The sequence below is a fragment of the Deinococcus sp. LM3 genome (assembly GCF_002017875.1).
Lineage (GTDB): Bacteria > Deinococcota > Deinococci > Deinococcales > Deinococcaceae > Deinococcus.
In genome coordinates this window covers 25001-42176 of sequence record NZ_MUFV01000006.1, presented here as the reverse complement: position 1 = coordinate 42176, position 17176 = coordinate 25001, and the positions used below count along the sequence as shown (strand labels likewise).

12 protein-coding genes (1 of these 12 only partly in view) are annotated in these 17176 nt (G+C 60.4%); 8 read left to right on the top strand and 4 right to left on the bottom strand.

The features are described 5' to 3' along the window. Window positions 1-143 precede the first annotated feature (143 nt). The 3 genes from BXU09_RS19165 (at window position 144) to BXU09_RS19160 (ending at window position 3555) form a co-directional block, all read left to right on the top strand. A complete protein-coding gene (locus BXU09_RS19165; protein ID WP_078305911.1) occupies window positions 144-1019 on the top strand; it encodes a thioredoxin fold domain-containing protein in 876 nt (291 codons plus the stop codon). Window positions 1020-1463: 444 nt separating this feature from the next. Continuing rightward, window positions 1464-1958, top strand: coding sequence for a hypothetical protein (locus BXU09_RS20700; protein ID WP_144012425.1), 495 nt, complete (start codon window positions 1464-1466; stop codon window positions 1956-1958). Between the two features lie 532 nt (window positions 1959-2490). Beyond that, the gene (locus BXU09_RS19160) at window positions 2491-3555 is read left to right on the top strand and encodes an IS4 family transposase (protein ID WP_078305910.1); all 1065 of its coding nucleotides are present in this window, start codon (window positions 2491-2493) and stop codon (window positions 3553-3555) included. Window positions 3556-3753: 198 nt separating this feature from the next. Here BXU09_RS19160 and BXU09_RS19155 read toward each other — a convergent pair whose 3' ends face one another. Continuing rightward, window positions 3754-6699 (bottom strand): Tn3 family transposase, encoded by a 2946-nt coding sequence (locus tag BXU09_RS19155; protein ID WP_078305856.1) that lies wholly within the window; start codon window positions 6697-6699, stop codon window positions 3754-3756. A gap of 7 nt (window positions 6700-6706) precedes the next feature. Then, window positions 6707-7258 (bottom strand): recombinase family protein, encoded by a 552-nt coding sequence (locus BXU09_RS19150; RefSeq protein ID WP_078305857.1) that lies wholly within the window; start codon window positions 7256-7258, stop codon window positions 6707-6709. A gap of 335 nt (window positions 7259-7593) precedes the next feature. Between BXU09_RS19150 and BXU09_RS20695 the strand changes: the two genes are divergently transcribed. Then, window positions 7594-8277, top strand: coding sequence for a hypothetical protein (locus BXU09_RS20695; RefSeq protein WP_144012424.1), 684 nt, complete (start codon window positions 7594-7596; stop codon window positions 8275-8277). A 746-nt stretch (window positions 8278-9023) separates the two neighbouring features. On the opposite strand, the gene BXU09_RS19140 is transcribed toward BXU09_RS20695, so the two are convergent. Then, complete coding sequence (locus BXU09_RS19140) at window positions 9024-9509, bottom strand: winged helix-turn-helix domain-containing protein (protein WP_078305908.1); 486 nt, start codon at window positions 9507-9509, stop codon at window positions 9024-9026. 155 nt (window positions 9510-9664) lie between these two features. On the opposite strand from BXU09_RS19140, the gene BXU09_RS20690 reads away from it, so the two are divergent. The 4 genes from BXU09_RS20690 (at window position 9665) to BXU09_RS19125 (ending at window position 15898) form a co-directional block, all read left to right on the top strand. Further along, the gene (locus tag BXU09_RS20690; RefSeq protein WP_144012407.1) at window positions 9665-10288 is read left to right on the top strand and encodes a hypothetical protein; all 624 of its coding nucleotides are present in this window, start codon (window positions 9665-9667) and stop codon (window positions 10286-10288) included. A 307-nt stretch (window positions 10289-10595) separates the two neighbouring features. Further along, window positions 10596-11707 (top strand): IS630 family transposase gene (locus BXU09_RS19135; RefSeq protein WP_144012423.1). Its coding sequence is split into 2 segments (ribosomal slippage): window positions 10596-11022 and window positions 11022-11707, totalling 1113 coding nucleotides; the frame shifts between segments, so codons are not numbered across the junction. 604 nt (window positions 11708-12311) lie between these two features. After that, window positions 12312-12869 (top strand): recombinase family protein, encoded by a 558-nt coding sequence (locus BXU09_RS19130; RefSeq protein WP_078305907.1) that lies wholly within the window; start codon window positions 12312-12314, stop codon window positions 12867-12869. Window positions 12870-12874: 5 nt separating this feature from the next. Further along, entirely contained in the window at window positions 12875-15898 is a 3024-nt protein-coding gene (locus tag BXU09_RS19125; protein WP_078305906.1) for a Tn3 family transposase, read from the top strand. Between the two features lie 39 nt (window positions 15899-15937). Here BXU09_RS19125 and BXU09_RS19120 read toward each other — a convergent pair whose 3' ends face one another. Continuing rightward, window positions 15938-17176 carry the 3' portion of a Tn3 family transposase gene (locus tag BXU09_RS19120; RefSeq protein ID WP_240501534.1) on the bottom strand. It continues 921 nt past the right edge of the window, so only the last 1239 of its 2160 coding nucleotides appear in the window; its start codon lies beyond the right edge, outside the window; the stop codon is at window positions 15938-15940.

Sequence of the window (17176 nt, the reverse complement as noted above, 5' to 3'; positions counted from 1 at the left end):
TTAGTTCAAACAGTTTAATGTTTAAAGTTATGTTCTAAAACATTAATTATTTATTTAACTTCCGCCATGACTCCACACTTGCGCCAACCAGTCAAGCTGAGACTGTTACGCTCATCGAAATTCAAGACATCGGGGGTACTTCAATGCGTGCCATTGCGCTCATTTGTCTCTTCGTCTGCCTGCTTGTCTCATCAGCACAGGCTTTCACTGGCATAACGAGAGGTGATCTACATGGCTCATCCTTTAAACAGGACATGAGTACTTCGGCTGTCCAGCCGACCATCTATCTATTTGTCAGACCGGACTGCTCATCCTGTGCATTACAAATCTCGCATTTGGCCGTAATACAGAAGCAACTTGGCGGCATCCGAGTTTCGCTCATCGTTCCAGATGAAGCGGTCGCTCGAAGAACTCTGCTGGCTGGCAGCTCTATAACTGCGGAAGTACAAGAGGACAGGGACGCCAAAATCGCCGTCCAGTACGGCTTAAAATCCATCCCTGCAATCGTATTTGTCGACTCAGGGAGTGTCATTCGGGGATTCTACGAAGGTCTACTGTCATTAGAGGAATTGGAGAAGTTGGCAAGTGAATTTTCTCAAGGTGATTTGAAAACTGTGTTGTACGCCAAAGGTGCCCCCGGCGCCAGAGCTACGCCAATAGAAGGTGTGGCTTGGATTGACTCCAGGTATACATTGCTGGTCTTCCATCAATTTGATTGTGAATTTTGCAGGCAAGAATTGCCTAAAGTCATCCAGTTAAGCTATGACAAGCCAAGTCTGCGGATGTTTGTGATCGCTCCAAGTAATATAAGCGAAACGCAATCTCAATTTAAGAGTGCTGGCGCAAAAAACAACATAGATATTTTATCTGATGAGTTAAGTAATCGAAAAATATATAATGAGTATAACGTCAAAGCAACGCCGACATTCATACTCATCAATGAACTTGGGGAGATCACATGGAGACTTACTGGATCAGGCACAGGCAACACATCTTTGCAGAAGATACCCATTAGGTGATGTCTACAAAGGTTGCGAAGGGAGAAATCATGAAAGGATTTGTCAGTGTCTTCGTTCTTTTGGCCCTGTCGTGGGGTGGGGGGGCAGTCGCGCAGGCGCAAGCTGGAGACGCGGCTTCGAGTGCTCCAGCAGGAGCTTTGGTTGGGGCAAACCTGCCGGAGGTGAGCGTCTCCACCACTGGCAGCGCCGCGTCCACCCCGGTGTCCGCTGATGCTGCTTGGGCAGCCCTCGTAGAGGAAAACGCTGGTGAGGCGGAACCGCAGGACCTTTTGGATTGTTTCTTGAGATGCTCACTGCTGTGCCCACGTGCAGTTTCGCCGCCGCTTGTTGCCGCGTGCTACATTGCTTGTACGGCAGTGTGCGAGGCCAACAGTCAATAGCTTTGGATGAGTAACTTGAGGGGCCTCTCGTGCCCCTCAAAAAATATTGAGGCGGTGGGCGACAATGCAAATCAACCCAACTGAGTTCTTGGTTCCTGGAGAGTTCGTTTTCCAGATGGCGACTGGACAGGAATTGCACCGAAAAGTCTCTCAAATTGATGACCAACGATTCGAGGTCATTAGTTCAATGGGCGACTCCGAAGCCGGAGAAACCAAAGAAGTGTATTTGGTGGCCCCGGACGGAATTTACTGCCACGGAGCCCAGATTCCTCGCAGTGAGAATGGCGACGATGTGCGATCGTCTAGCCCTGTCCTTGAGTTGCCAGCAGCAGCTGAGCATGGTCAGACGGTTGCCAAGAGTGACCGATTAGAAGATGGGCAACTGTCGCTCTTAGACGTGACGAAGTGGGAAGAACGGCCGTGTTACGTAGTTCGTACGGCTACAGATGCGATCACTTTCGACCGCTGGTGGGTTGCTGGGCTCGGAATCGTACGCGAGCGTTTCGAGTGGCCCCAGGAAGCGATTGTCAATGAGTGGGAGCTTGTTCGGCGGAAGTGAGGTCGTGGGCCGCTTCGGCTCAAACATTCGGGGTAAATAATGCACCCACGCTGTGCGGAAGGCTCGATCACGCGCAAGACGCTCTGGCCGGACCACCCTTACTGGGGCACGCGTTTGAGCGCCAGACGCTGGAGGCGAAGCGACAGTTGGTGAATTGTTGGAGTGTCTCATTGCAATTGACGGCGAAGAGGGCCCCCGGTGTGGGGGCCCTCTCTTATTTATTCCGGTATGAGCGAGCGACGGAAGACCGAGTTGGGAAGTACTCCGTGTATGGCGAATCTTCAGCTTGACCCATCAACCACCGCAAGAACGGCGTTTGTGTGCCCAGCAGCTTCTCACCGCAAACGAGCTAGTTCCAAAAAGGCCCGCCCAAGTGCCCAGCGTTTCCGAAAGTACGGTGTCCACCGGCAAACAGCGCCTGTGAGAGCGAGGGGCTTCCAGTCCACCCGAGCTCCTAAGTGTCAACAACCTGACTACCCTTCAAAACGCACAGTAGGCAGCAGAAAGTCGGCTCCTGTACGGTATTTCTGCGATGAAAACCCTTGGGAACCGACCACCTCACGATACCTTGCAGACCGCCTTGCGGTCTGCTTTCCCTGTGGACGCCCGCCGCCTCGTCGTCTTCACGGCACTGATCCTGGCGGTCATTCAGGCGCGCACCGTCGTCCTGTACAGCTTGAAGACACACGTCGCTCTCCCAGGCTCGTTGACGACTCGGTATCAGCGGCTCTGCCGGTTCGTCCAGTTCCCGTTTCCTGAGGCGCTGTTCCCCCGATTCGCCTTGTCCTTTCTCCCGCCCGGCCCAGTCGACCTCATTCTCGACCGCACCAACTGGAAACTTGGACAGCAGGACGTCAATATTCTCCTGCTCTCTGCCGTGTGGAACGGGTTCAGTTTGCCGCTGATGTGGACACTGCTCCCGCACGGGGGGGCCAGTCGTTCCTGTGTCCGGGAAGCGCTCGTGGAGCGCTTCCTGAAGCTCTGCCCAGATCGGGAGATCCGGTGCCTGCTCGCGGATCGTGAATTCATTGGGCAGCACTGGTTTCGATTCCTCGACCAGCACGGGATTGCGCCCTGCATTCGTCTCCCAGCTCGCGCTACGATCGGCGCGTACTGCATGCCGGTCTGGGCAGTCTTCAAGAACCTTCAGGTGGGTGAAGTCAGGGTCTGGCATCGCCAGACCCGCATCTACGGTGTGAATCTGCGGGTGGCGGCCACGCAAAACGCAGCCGGTGAAATGCTGTACCTGGCGTATCGGGGCCACGCCCTGCCGAACATGCGCCGGTATGCCCTGCGCTGGCAAACAGAGAATCTGCACGCCGCGTTGAAAACCAGAGGGTTCAACCTGGAAGATACGGGTCTGACACGCGCCGAACGAGTGTCTTCGCTCCTGACGGTCGTCAGCGTCGCCTTCATCTGGGCGTGCGTGACGGGCGAGGTCGTAGCACGTCGAACGGCGACCAAAGTAAAGAAACACGGACACCGTGCGGTGTCCGTGTTTCGACTCGGGCTTGATCATCTCCAAGATCTTCTGCTGCATCCGTCCGGCGCATCCTGGCGCGCCTTGAGCACACTCATGCCCCGTTTTGAGGGGTAGTCAGCGTCCGGGGTCACGCGGTCGTCGAGATCGAGCACGGTCAGGCGCAGGGTGGGGGACGACGAGGCCGACTCCGTCGGCCTGTCCACGCGTAATGCACCCCCACCTCCCCCTCTGTGTCCACTCTCCGGGGGATGACTCTTGGTGTAGGGCTTAACCTAGCGAAGGACAAAAATTTGTCCAACTCGCCTGTACCCGCTAGACCCTGAGTGGCAGCCGCTCATGCATATTCAGCGTGAAGGTGCCGTAGGGATTGATGTGCTGCCACTTCAGTGGGGTCAAGGCCCGCAGGTCCGCCCCGGTCAACTGCCCCTGCCACTCCGGCTCTGACAGCACCTGCTGCATCATCAGCGTATTGACGTAGACCAGGCTGACCTGGAGCAGGTGCAGGCCCAGCATCTGGATTTCCTGCTCCTCGATGCGGTTGCTGGTGAACTCGCCACCCTTGCCGTACAGGATGAAGTCGTTGGCGCTGTTCCACGACTCGATCACCTGCAAGCCCTCGTGGATCTCGCGGCGCAGGCTCTCTTGGCGCAGATAGTCGCACAGGAAAGCGGTTTTCACCGCTTTCCCCAACTCAGCCAGCGCCCGGTACGTCGGGTGCTGCACGTTCTGGCGGGTAAAGCGCCGCAGGATGCTCTCGGCGTCCGCCGTCCCCAGCCGCAGGGCGGTGGCGAGCTTGATCATCTCATCGTATTGCTGCTCGATCAGCTCCCACTGGATCGGGCGGGTCAGGATCGCTTGCAGGTGGACGTATTTTTCTGGCTCGCCCTTATTGGGGCGGTACAGCTTCTGGTGCTTGATGTTCTTCAGACGCGGCAGAAGCTGAAAGCCGAGTAGCTGACAGAATGCGAAGCCCACCTCGCTCTGGCCGTGGGTGTCTACGTAATTCTTGTCCACCGCCATCTCGGTGTCGTGCCGAAGCACGCCCTCGATCATGGCGGCCACCTCGCTGCTGGAACAGCTTTTGAGCTGGCTGTAAATGCACACCGAATGCTGCTCGACGTGCCAGTACACCATCACGCCGGGACCGCCGTAGCGGGCGTGCCACTCGGTCATCAGGTTCTGGTCCCAGGCCCCGAACTTCTTGCTGTCCGAGGCGCAGGCGGTGGTGGCCTCGCCCCACAGCGTGGCGTCCCTAGCCTGAAAGATGGCGTTGCACACGCGGCTGATCGCTGCCCGGAGGTGTTCCTTGTGGACGTAGCGACGACGGATGTACTGGAGGTCAGCGAAGCTGTCCTCCCCGCCCCCACTGCACATCCGCTTCAGGCCCGCGTTGGTGCCGATGCCGTGCAGACACAGCAGCAATCGGCGCTGCACCACCTCACGGCTCAGCACCTCACGGGCTGCCACCGAATGGAAGGCGGTGGTGAACCCGGTCCGCAGTTCCGTTTCTTTCAGGACATCCAGCAGGTTGGTCATCGGCCAGCGCTGTACCAGCGCCGCGGCCAGCCGGGTGATGTTCTGCGGTTCGGGGAGGGCGGCCAGCGGCGAGATTGACAGCCGCCCCTTCCCCTTCTTCGACGTGACCAGCTTGACTCTGGCGTTGGTGGGAAGATCGGTGTTCAGTGCGTCCAGCGCGGTTTCCATGTGGGTGCGAAGCTGACGGGTAAACGTCTGAGCTTCACCCGGTTGGGCCAGGGCCGAGTAGTACTCGGCCCGTTTCTGCTCGAAGTCGCCGGGAAGGTCCTCATCGGGATTGCGGAAACGCCCGGCTCCCTCGACCCAGACCTCCTTGCAGCGGATCTTGTCACGCAGCGTGGTCAGGACGCACATCTCGTAGGTGACGCGGTTGACCTTGCGCCCCTCGACGTCATCGAGGACCAGGGCCTGCCAGTCGTCCTTGACGACACCACCCAGCGGCACGTCCTCGTTCAGGGGAAAGGTCAAGGTCCGGCGGTCCCGGTATTTCGCCAGCAGCTCCAGCGCCCGCATGATGGGCCGGTGGCGGTCGTTATTGCAGCGGAAGGTCAGGGCGTCCAGCAGCAACGAGATGGCCCGGCGATAATGGTGGCCGTAGGAATTGCGCGTAACCAGGCGCACCTGGCGGTCATAGTTGCCCTCGGCCTCCATCTCGCGGATCAGGTCATCGAGAACCGGCTCCGGCACCACCGGATAGATCACTTCCCGTACTGCTCCTTCCGGCTGAGCGCGGGCGGCCTTCGCCAGCTTGAACAGCAGCGCACTCTTGCCCCTGACCCGCCGGAGTTGCCGCAGCAACTCCGCCTCCACCTTGCTCTCGGCGTGGGTGCCGATGTGGTGGGCCACCCGGATGAGCAGTTCCACCAGGTCATCGGTGACTTCGGTCTGGCGTTGCCAGCACAGCGCGGCCAGCAGGACATGGCGCAAGGGGGCGGGATGGCGTCGCAATTCGCGGGGCGGTTCGCTGGCCGCCCGGCGACGGTACTGCCCGACGACTCTGGGCGGAACGCCAGTGAAAACCTCGGAAGTCAGCCCCAGGGCGCGCAATTCGTCGAGCTTGGCGAGTTCTTCGAGGACGGTGTCCACCTTGACCCGCCCGGCGGTGTCCTTGAGCGCGGCCAGCGTGGAGCGGATGACCAGAAGGGGTTGCAGGTCATCTGCCGCCGCGTCAGTGCTGATCAAAGCGTCCAAGGACTGACAGGACTGGGGCTTGAGGCGAGCCTGAATGCCTTGCAACCAGCGGGCTTCCTGCCTGTTCACGGCAGCGCGCAGGCAACGTCCCAGGCGTTCCGCCGTGGGCGGAACGAGGCGCTCTCCCCGCAAAAACTCTCGTCCCTGCTGTTTCAAGGTTTCCGAGTCTGAATTGAGATCGGCGATCAGAGGCATGAGATGGGCGATCAACGCGGTTTCATCCAGCCCCCGAAAGGCCCGGAAGCCACAGAAGTGTGCCACCTCATCGCGGTAACGCCGAGCGGTTCGGGTGGACCAGTCCACCTCCGCCCAGCATGCCGGGGAGACCGCAAGCTGCTGGGCCAGGAAATCGACGACCACACCGGGCACCCCTTGGGGATGGTCCAGAAACTCGCCCTGGAGCTGAAAGGTCTTGAGCAGCGCAGCCAGACTTAGCGAGGCCGCCTCGCCCTTGAAGCCCAGGAACGCCCGTTCTGGATGGGTCAGGGTGAACTGCCCAGCCAGCTCTTCGGGGGACCAGTCGTGTTTCACGCGCCAGCTAACGCCGGAGCAGTCGGGTGATGGTGCTGGGATGGACCCCGAATAGGCGGGCACACTGCGCCGCTGTCCGCCGCCCGGACCCCACCGACTCGCGGATGTCCTGTTCCTGATGGGGCAAGAGCTTGCGTTTGCGGCCTCCAACACGCCCTTCCAGCCGGGCCTGTTCCAGGCCCGCGCGGGTTCGTTCCCGGATCATGGCCCGCTCGAACTCCGCGAAGGCCCCCACCATCTGCATCATCATTCGGCCCGCCGGGGTGGTGGTGTCGATGGCCTCCGTCAAGCTGCGAAAGCCTACGCCCCGATCTCCCAGCAGCTCCATCAGGTGAAGCAGGTCCTTGAGGCTGCGGCTGAGTCGGTCCAGCTTCCAGACGATGACCACATCCCCTTCTCTGAGCTGGTCGAGCATCTTGTGGAGTTCGGGCCGGTCCCAGCGGCCCCCCGAAGCGTGTTCGGTGAACACGCGCTCAGCCCCACCGTCCTTCAGCGCCCGCAGTTGCGCGGCGGTGTCCTGTTCGTGTTGCTTGCTGACGCGGGCATAGCCAATCTGCATGGGGCCTCCAGGGTTGCGAAAACAGGTTGCCAATTCAGCTCATTGTGCAACATAGTTTCGCAATGTGGGAAGTAGCCTGCCATCAGATGGTCCAAGACATTGCACAGACGGTCGTTTCCGCAAGCTTGGCGCACAGTCGCGGTCCAGTCATATCGTGGCTTTCGCTTGACGCCTCACCTATTGACCCCATGTAGGGCTAGCCTTCTGAGCTGAAGCTGTGAAATCTCAGAATATTTTTTCAGGGCTGGCGGTCATATCTGCGTGCCGTACCAGGCAAGCCCCCGTACGATGCCAACGAGCATCCCCAAATCTCACTGGTTGCTCAAAGGAGCCGTATGCTACACAAACAAATGCTGTGCTGGGCAGTCATCGCTGCCGCCCTGACCGCCTGTGGACAGTCCCAGGATGTGGTCGAAGCGCCCACTGCTGAATTCACGCAGCAGCAGCTTGACGCCACCTACGACCAAATTGTTACCCAGCGGCCCGAAGTACAGTCAGCGCTTCGCAAACTCGGGCTGAACTCGATTCAGGATATGAAGAAGGATGTACTCTATACGATCCTGCCGACAGGCGAGGTGCAGGAAACCTCCGTTGTGGATCTCCCCAAGCTCGGTGCTCAGCAACTTGGGGTGGGAGTGCCACGAATTGCCGAGGAAGTAAACGGCATCGTTGCGGGTCGTCTGGACGCCTGGTCACGAGCCAGTATTAGCTGCGTCGATGCCAGCCCATTTGACGGCATTGATGCTCGAGCAACCGTCACCCACAGCATCTCCGTCGTTGGCCCAAACAACCGTACCTTCGGTCCGTACACTTCTACGACTGGCACCGGGTATGGCTTCGCTCAGACAGCACGCAAGTTTATGGGCGGAAACACCACAGCGACCGGACGCTACGCATTCGCGTACTTTCTCGAGGCGTCCTGTGATGGCGCACAAACTTTCGGTCGAGGCGAGAGTATCTGGAGCGTAGCCGCCAACCGCGCTAGCGTCGTGCAGCCCCTCGTGCTTCAACCTTATTGAGATGCTTGTAGGAACAGAGGTGCCTCATGGCACCTCTGTTATGGTTTTGCCTATGGGGATTGATGTGAAGGCGTTGATGGATCTACTTGCTGTTGCTAGTGGACTTGGAGGTGATCTGTGCGTCGCATCCGCCGCGTCCGATTTCAACTGCCCCGCACCACTTCCCCAAGCCGCACTTGCGCATTTTCAGGGAGCTTACTCGACCCAAACAGTCAACGAGTCATACCAAGCAATCGTGTTATTGGGGACGAATGATCCGAGTGTCATAGCCGACCCAGGGGCATTTGCAACCTGTGGATGGCAACCGTTGTCTCAGCTCAAGCAAGCACCAGCAAGTCCGGTTTTGGCGTACTGTCATCCGGCATATCAGTTGGTCTTACGCATCAATGTAGGCATCCCGGGTGAAGACCCCTCCTGGTGGCGCATCGATGGTGCCCTCACCTATGTCCGCTTGGTGACGTGGCGCTCAAGGTGAAGTTCGCAGCTAAAACCTAATCTCAGGGGCAGCGATGCCGTCGATTGGAGGACTCCCGGGCTCCACTCTGGAGACTTCAACGACTTGGCCAAAATATTGGCTTTCGCTAGGTTAAGCCCCCGTCGTGGCGATCGCTCCAATCGTCGACACGCTGTCCCAGCGGTGCTTGGATACCAACACGGGCGTCTGACCACAGGGGGCCCAGGTGCGGGTCACGGTGGGCTTCAAGCTGAAGCCCACCTCATCGATGAAGACGAGTGTTTCTCCGGCCTCAACTTTTTTTTTCCAACTCGGGCACCGTGGTGTCCACCCAGCTGACGAGGGCCTCCTGATCCTGTTCTCGTGCCCGCCTCATCGGTTTCTGTGGTGTGAATCCCCACTGCCGTAAGAGCCGACTGAGGTGATCGACGTCGTACCACACGTCGTAGGTCTGGCCGATCAGCTCGCGCACCTGTGGGCACGTCCAGCGGGCATTCGGGGCCTGCGCGGGGCCCGGCCCCGCGCTGAGGATCGTCATGATCTGGGCGCTCTGAGCGTCCGTCAGTCGTGGTGTGCGGCCTGGAGCAATGGTGGCTTCAAGAGAGCCCTGCGTGCGCAGACGTTGTCGCCATCGTCGAACGGCACTGCTGCTGACGCCGCACCGTTCGGCGATCTGGGTGGAGCTCAGCTCCCCTGCGCGGAGATACGGTTCAGCGAACAGTCGCCGTTCTTCCATCTGTTCGCGGGTCCACCGGGTGGGTTGCCAGGCTGGCAGCATGCCCTCATCCTACCCCTCTCGTTACGCTCCAACGCAGGAATCAATAATGTGTTGAATCTTGGCACTGGGTGACACGCGTTTAGGAAGTCCCCGCTCCCCCGCTGGTATTGCTTGCCCCTCTTTCGGAACTCAACGCATTATTGCGATAATCAGCTATGGATTGGGCTTTTCTCACCGCAGCTTACCGCTGTCCCCACCAGCTCCTCTCCTGCGACGTGTCCTATAGCCAGGTGCAGGAGCAGCCAGAATTGTCCCCAGCCCCACGCCAGACACAGTTGTCTTGGTATCGCAATCACAGCTTCCATCTGAGTATTTCTCCCGAAAACGATCCTCAGGGTGTTGCGGCAGTTGTTGATATCAAAGATGGTGTGTACACCGCTCAAAAGGGGCAAGAATTCACACGATTGGAAGTGGCGGAGCTTGAGAGACGTCAGGGACTCATCGGAATGCATATTCCGCCCGCTTACCTTCAGCCAACCCTGTCCAATTTTAGATTTCAGAATCAAGTTATATGCAGAACCAAAGAGCTAATTACACAATGTTATCTGATCAGCGTAGAGAACTGCGTATTCTTAGAACGGCAAGCCTTTGAAGTACAAGCACAACCTGTACCGCCCCTTCTGCGCGGTTCGACGTCAGATGATTTACTGGAAAATTCCCTGAGTTGTCAGTATATTATTGATCGAGATTCCGGATTAACACTTTTCCGACGCGTCGAGAGTACTGGCAGGCGAGTTGATGTTATGATTGTAAATGCATTTAAGTGTACATTTATTTAAACGGGCTTAGCAAGGATTTGCTAAGCCCGTTATCCTCTAAGCGTTCAGTAGATGCAGTCCTCGTAGATAGTGCCAGTATAGAGATCAGGTGAATAGCTGACGATACCGCCACTGAAATTAGTGTATTTTACATTGATACTGCCGTAGTAGTATCCAGGCACACAGGGTCCAGCAGCAACATTAGAACTCCACGGAGACTTGGTCAGATTATACCGGCTTAAATTAAGAATCTGTGTAGAGCTTTTACGATAGAGTGCCCCACTAGAGTGCTGGATGACCACAGGCTTGGCTTGATTTAAGCTGAGGGATGGGACGACAGAAACAGTTTGTGGTGGCGTTATCGCCACACGAGCGGCAGGAACTGACGGACATGACCCGCAAAGGCGTCCACAGTGCGCGGGTCATGACCCGCGCCCGCCTGTTACTGCTCAGTGACCAGGGACTGAAGGATCGGAACGTCGCCGAGCGGGTGGGCGTCAGCACCGTGACCGTCGCCTCCATCCGGCGCAAGTTCGTACAGGGCGGCCTGAAGGCCGCCCTGTACGAAAGAGCCCGGCCGAAACAGCCGCCCAAACTTGATGCTCACGGGACGGCCATCCTCATTGCCGAAGTGTGCTCTGCGCCCGTCGGGCGCGAAACCTGGACGATGCAGTTGCTGGCTGATCGTCTGGTGACACTGGGGGTCGTAGACAGCATCAGTGATGAAACTGTCCGGCGCACGCTGAAAAAAACGTCCTCAAGCCGTGGCAGGTCGAGAGTTGGTGTGTCGCTCAGGTAGGCGCAGACTTCGTGTGGCGGATGGAAGCCGTACTGGATACGTACGCCCTGCCCTACGATGCCCGTCGGCCGGTGATCTGCTTCGATGAGAAGTCCTACCAGATGCTCGATCACGTGCGCGATCCGCTGCCACCCGTGCCGGGATACCCGGCACGGGTCGATCATGAATACAAGCGCTGCGGCACAGTGAATTTCTTCGTGGCTTTTGAACCGCTGATGGGTCAGCGCACCGTGACGGTCACGGAACGGCGAGGCAACGCCGAGTTCGCGGCACAGCTCCAGGCGCTGGACATGCGGTACGCGGCAGCGGACAGGATCGTGCTGGTGCTGGATCAGTTGTCGACGCACAGTCCGGCCGCGCTGTATCAACATCTCCCGGCGGAGGAGGCGCGTCGGCTGAGCCGACGCTTCGAGTGGGTGTACACGCCCAAACATGCGTCGTGGCTCAACATGGCGGAACTGGAGTGGTCAGTCCTGCAACGACAGTGTCTGGGGCAGCGCTTGGCCAGTGTGGATGCCGTCGAAGCGGAGTTGCTGGCGTGGGAAACCGACCGCAATGCGCGGTCGGTGCGGGCGAATTGGCAGTTTTCGATATCGGCGGCACGGGACAAGCTCAAACGTCACTACCACTGCGATGAATAACCATCGTCATGCCTGTGGTCATCCACTAGAGTGCCACATGTAAACGGTAATGTACGCACGTAAATCCTGATTAGTAGGCCCACAGGTTAACTGCCCCTTGGTGATGATCTCGGCGTTATTGTGGCCCGATTGGTGAGGGTTTGAAACCTCCTTCGTGCAACCAGTGACGTCCTGTGCTGTGAGATCGCCGCCAGACTTTAGTGTGTCCTGTGCAGCAAAAGTCGGCCCTTCTGGGCGAGAATCGGTGACGGCGCTCGATGAGTCGCTCTCTCGCACAGTCGGGGCAAGATCTGTCTGACCACATCCAGCAAGCAGCAGCGTGATGACCAAAAGGCTAACTCTTTTCATACACCCTCCTGAGTTGACAAGTCGAGGGAGGCGAAATGTGGCAAGGCCTCCTCCCGGTCCCAGGATAGAAAAAATATCCTCCCCAGAGTTGCAGATTTGCGGCATCCTTCAGCGGGTCGCCATGTAGCCTAAGCTTGCACAAACGAGCGTCTGTGCAATGATGCGGCTCACCTGACCCAGCGCGGCTTTCCGAGTTGCGGAACGGTATTGCAAATTCACCACGAATGGCAACCGCTCAACGCAACCCGGAGGCCCCATGCACCTCGGCTATGCCCGCGTCAGCAAGCAGCACGATCAGGACACCGCCCTCCAACTTCGAGCGCTTCAGGACGCTGGAGCAGACCGCGTGTTCACCGAACACGCCTCCGGTGGCCGCTGGGACCGCCCGGAGCTGCACAAGATGCTCGACCAGCTCCGGGAAGGCGATGTGGTCATCGTCTGGAAGCTGGATCGGCTCAGCCGCAGCCTCAAGGATCTGCTGCACATCATGGAGCATCTGGCGGCCCGTGGGGCAGGCTTTCGCAGCCTCACCGAAGCCATCGACACCACCACCCCGGCGGGCCGGATGATGATGCAGATGGTCGGGGCCTTCGCCGAGTTCGAGCGCGCCATGATCCGGGAACGGACCCGCGCGGGCCTGGAACAGGCCCGGCTGGAAGGCCGGGTTGGGGGACGGAAGCGGAAGCTGAGCGCAACACAGGAGCAGGAAATCCGCGAGTCCGTCGCGTCCGGGCGGCATACGGCGGCGGAGTGCGCCCGCCTGTTCGGGGTTCATCCCAGCACCGTCACCCGCTTGCTGCAACGGGCCACCTGACCGCCATGCCGGTCGAATTCCTGACCGATGAGCAGGCAGCGCGTTACGGGCGGTATCAGGGGGATCCCACACCAGAACAGCTCACCCAGTTTTTCTTTCTGAGCGAGGCGGACCTGCACCTCGTTGCCGAGCGCCGCCGCCCGGAGAATGAACTCGGGTTCGCTGTGCAACTCGGCACCCTGCGGTTCCTGGGCACCTTCCTGCAACAGCCCCTCGACACGCCTTCGGTGGTGGTGACGCACCTCGCCCAACAGTTGCGTCTCGAAGCGAGCGAATTCACGAGGTATGCGGTTCGCGGCGCGACCCGCCACAGCCACCGTCAGGCCATCATCGCCGCGCTGGACTATCGCGAGTTCGACGGCTTCCAGGCTTTCCGGTTGATCCGCTGGGTCTATGCCCAACTCGCGCTGAGTGCCAGCCGTCCCAGCGTCCTCTTCGACCTGGCGACCGCCCACCTTATCCAGCAGCGCGTCGTGCTGCCCGGTGTCACGGTGTTGGCCCGCCTGATTGCCCGTGTCCGCGAGCGGTTCACCGCTCGCACCTTCGAGGGCCTCAGTCAGCGCCTCAGCCCAGCGCAGAAGGCCGCGCTCGATGCGCTGCTGGTCCTGCCGGAAAAGAACTGGCAAACGCCGCTGGAGAGTCTGCGGACGCCGCCGACTCGGATCAGCTCGGCAGCCCTCTATCAGGCCATTTACCGTATCGAGCAGATTCGGGACATCGGCGTCAGCACGGTTGACCTGAGCGACGTGCCGGAATCCCGGCAGGCCATCCTGGTGCGTCACGCCCTCACGGTGCGGGTGCAATTGATCGAGCGTCTGGGGGAGGATCGCCGCCTGGCGACCCTGCTGGCCTTTCTGCAACATCTGGAGCGCCGTGCCACCGACGACGTGCTGGACATGTTCGGCGGGGTTATGAACGACCTAGCCCTCCGGGGTGAGGCAAACCGCAGGCGGGAACGCCTGCGTTCCCTGAAAGACCTCGACCACGCGGCGTTGCTGCTCCGGGAAGCCGTGGCGGTGCTGCTCGATCCGGACATTCCGCCCGAGGAAGTGCGCTCATTGGCCTTTGAGCGTTTCGGGGAAGCTCCCTTGCGGGCGGCCACCCTGACCGTGCAGGCACTCGCCAGCCCGGACGACGATCCGGCCCCGGAGGCCCTGAGCGGTGCCTACGCCGCCGTGCGGCGTTTCCTGCGGAGTTTGCTGCTTACCGTGGGGTTCAGCGGCACGGCGGGAGCCAAACCCCTGCTGGACGCCCTGGCCTTCCTGAAGCGCAGGGACGAACCGGGAGGCGGCAAGCCGAAGTGGACGGACGCCCCTCGGGGCTTCGTCACCAAACCCTGGGAACGCCGGGTCTTTCCGCACAAGGGCGAGGTGGACCATCAGGCGTACACCCTGTGTGCCCTCGACCGCTTGCAACACGCGTTGAAACGCCGCGAGGTCTTCGTGGAGCGGAGTCAGAGCTACGGTGACCCAAGGGCCGAACTGTTGCAGGGAGCCGCCTGGGAAGACGTACGTGCCGACGTGTGCCGGGCGCTGGACCGCTCCTTGGAGGTGCGCGGTGAACTGGACGTGCTGCGACTGGAACTGGACAGCGCCTACCGCGAAGTCGAACAGCATCTTGCCCAGAATCAGGCGCTGACGCTGACGGTGCAGGACGGTCAACCTCAGGTGAGGTTGACCGCACCCGAAGCGCTGGACGAGCCGCCGAGCCTCAAACACCTGCGGGCGCAGGTCGCTGCGCGGTTGCCGGTCATCGATCTGGCCGAGTTGCTGATGGAGGTCCACGCCTTCACCGGCCTGGCCGACGCGTTCACCCATGTCGCCGACGGGAAATCGCGTGTGACGGACCTGCCGCTGAGCATCTGCGCCGTCTTGCTCGCTCAGGCCTGCAACATCGGCCTGAAGGCCGTGGCGAGGCCGGACGTTTCAGCGCTGACCCTGTCCCGGCTGTCATGGATTCAGCAAAATTACGTGCGGGCCGATACCATCACTGCCGCGAATGCCCGGCTGGTGAATGCGCAAGACGACTTGCCCCTCGCGCGAGCGTGGGGCGGCGGCGAAGTCGCCTCCGCCGACGGCTTGCGGTTCGTCGTCCCAGTTCGCACCATTCACGCGGGGTGGAACCGAAAGTATTTCGGTGCTCAGCGCGGCGTGACCTACTACAACTTCACCAGTGACCAGTTCACGGGCTTTCACGGCATCGTGATTCCGGGGACGCTGCGGGACTCGCTGTACATCCTGGCGGGCCTGCTGGAACAGCAGACCCGCCTCGATCCGCGGGAGATCATGGCGGACACCCACGGCTACAGCGACGTGGTGTTCGGGTTGTTCGCCCTGCTGGGGTACAAGTTCAGCCCGAGGCTGGCCGATCTCCCTGATCAACGCTTTTGGAGGCTCGATCGGGATGCGGATTATGGAGCGCTGAATGACCTGAGCCGACACACCTTGAATGAGCGGCTGATCGCCGCTCACTGGGAGGACATGCTCAGACTCGCCGGATCACTGAAACTCGGCAAGGTGGGCGCGGCCAGCGTGATGCGGACATTGCAGCGCGGGGGAAGCTTGTCCAGCCTGGGCCGCGCCGTGGCGGAGCTGGGCCGGATCGAGAAGACGCTGTATCTGCTGAACTATGTCCACGACGAGGCGTACCGGGGGCGTATCCTGCGGCAACTCAATCGCGGGGAACAGCGGCATGGAGTGGCGCGGGTGGTCTTTCACGGGCACAAAGGGGAACTTCGCCAGCGCTACCGGGAGGGGATGGAAGATCAGCTCGGCGCTCTGGGGCTGGTGGTGAATGCCATCGTGCTCTGGAACACCCGCTACATCGACGTGGCTTTGACGGAACTGCGTCAGGCCGGTGCACCCGTGCTGGAGGAGGATGTCGCTCGCTTGACCCCACTGCTGCACGAGCATGTGAACATGCTCGGCAAATACGACTTCAGCCTGCCCGAGGAGATCGCGCAGGGCCGCTTACGGCGCTTGCGCGATCCGAACACCCTTGAGGCCTATCTGGAACAGATCAAATTGTAGCCTGAGTCACTAGGGTAATCCGCTGTTCCTGATCTCAGGTCACCCCGTCTTCAGGAGCGAATGAATGCAGGTGGCCTTGCGCTCGACGTGCCAGTAGATCATCACGCCCCGGCCCCCGTAGCGCACCGACCACTCGGTGCGCAGGTTGCCGTCCCACGCCCCGAACTTCTTGCTGTCCGAGGCACACGCCGTGGTCCCCTCGCCCCAGAGGTCGGGGCGGCGCGCCGCCAGGATGGCGTTCACGAGCTGGGCGTTGGCCGCCCGCAGGCCCTCGCGGGTGATGTACCGCTTGCGGACATAGCGCAGTTGATCGGGGGTGATGGTGTCGCCGGAGGCAACGCGCTTGAGGCCCATGTTCGTTCCCAGCCCGAACAGGCACAGCAGGAGGCGCTTCTGCGCCTCCGCCCGGGGAAGAATCTCCCGGGTCAGCACGCTGCGCAGCAGGTCGGTGAAGCCCACGTCCAGGTCAGCCTCCTTGAGCATGTCCAGCAGGCCGGTGCCCGGCCACTGTCGCCCCAGCTCCCCTTTCATCGCCCCCAGGGTGGGCGGCTCGGGCTGCGGGTCCAGCGGCGTCACACCGAAGCGTCCCCCGTCCTTGGAGACGACGCGAACCTTCTCGTTTTTCGGCAGATCCGCATGGAAACGCACCAGGGCGTCATGGAGCCGCTCGCGCAACCCCGTCACGAACTGGGTCGCCTCCTGGGGCTGCTTCAGGGCCGCGAAATATTCGGTCTTCTGCTGCTCGAAGTCCGCAGGTAGATCGGCGTCCGGGTCGCGGTAGCGGTCGGCGCCTACCACCCAGACCTCCCGGCAACGCAGGGCGTCCCGCAAGGCGTCGAGGACGCAGACCTCGTAGTTCACCCGGTTCAGCCGGACCTCGCCGTCCTCGTTCGTCTCCAGGATGAGGTCCTGCATGTTCCTGGCGATCACGCCCTGCACGGGGATTTCTTCAAAAGTGGAATAGTTGAGCGCCTTGCTGTTCAGGTAGCGTTTGACGAGCGCCAGGGCGTCAATGACAGGCTGGTGTGCTGAATTATTGGAGCGGAACTCCAGAGCGGTGAGCAGCCCCGGGGTCATGCGACGGTAGTGCTGCTTGTATGAGGACCGGAGGTGCATATGCACCTCTTGGCGGTACGACCCTCTGGCCCGGAACTCCCGCAGCAGGTCGCGCAGACGCTCCTCCCCCATGACGGGGAACAGCACCTCCCGCACCGTCCCTTCGGGGTTGTCCAGTGCCGCTTCCAGCAATCTCTCGAACAGGCGGTCCTTACCGGAGGT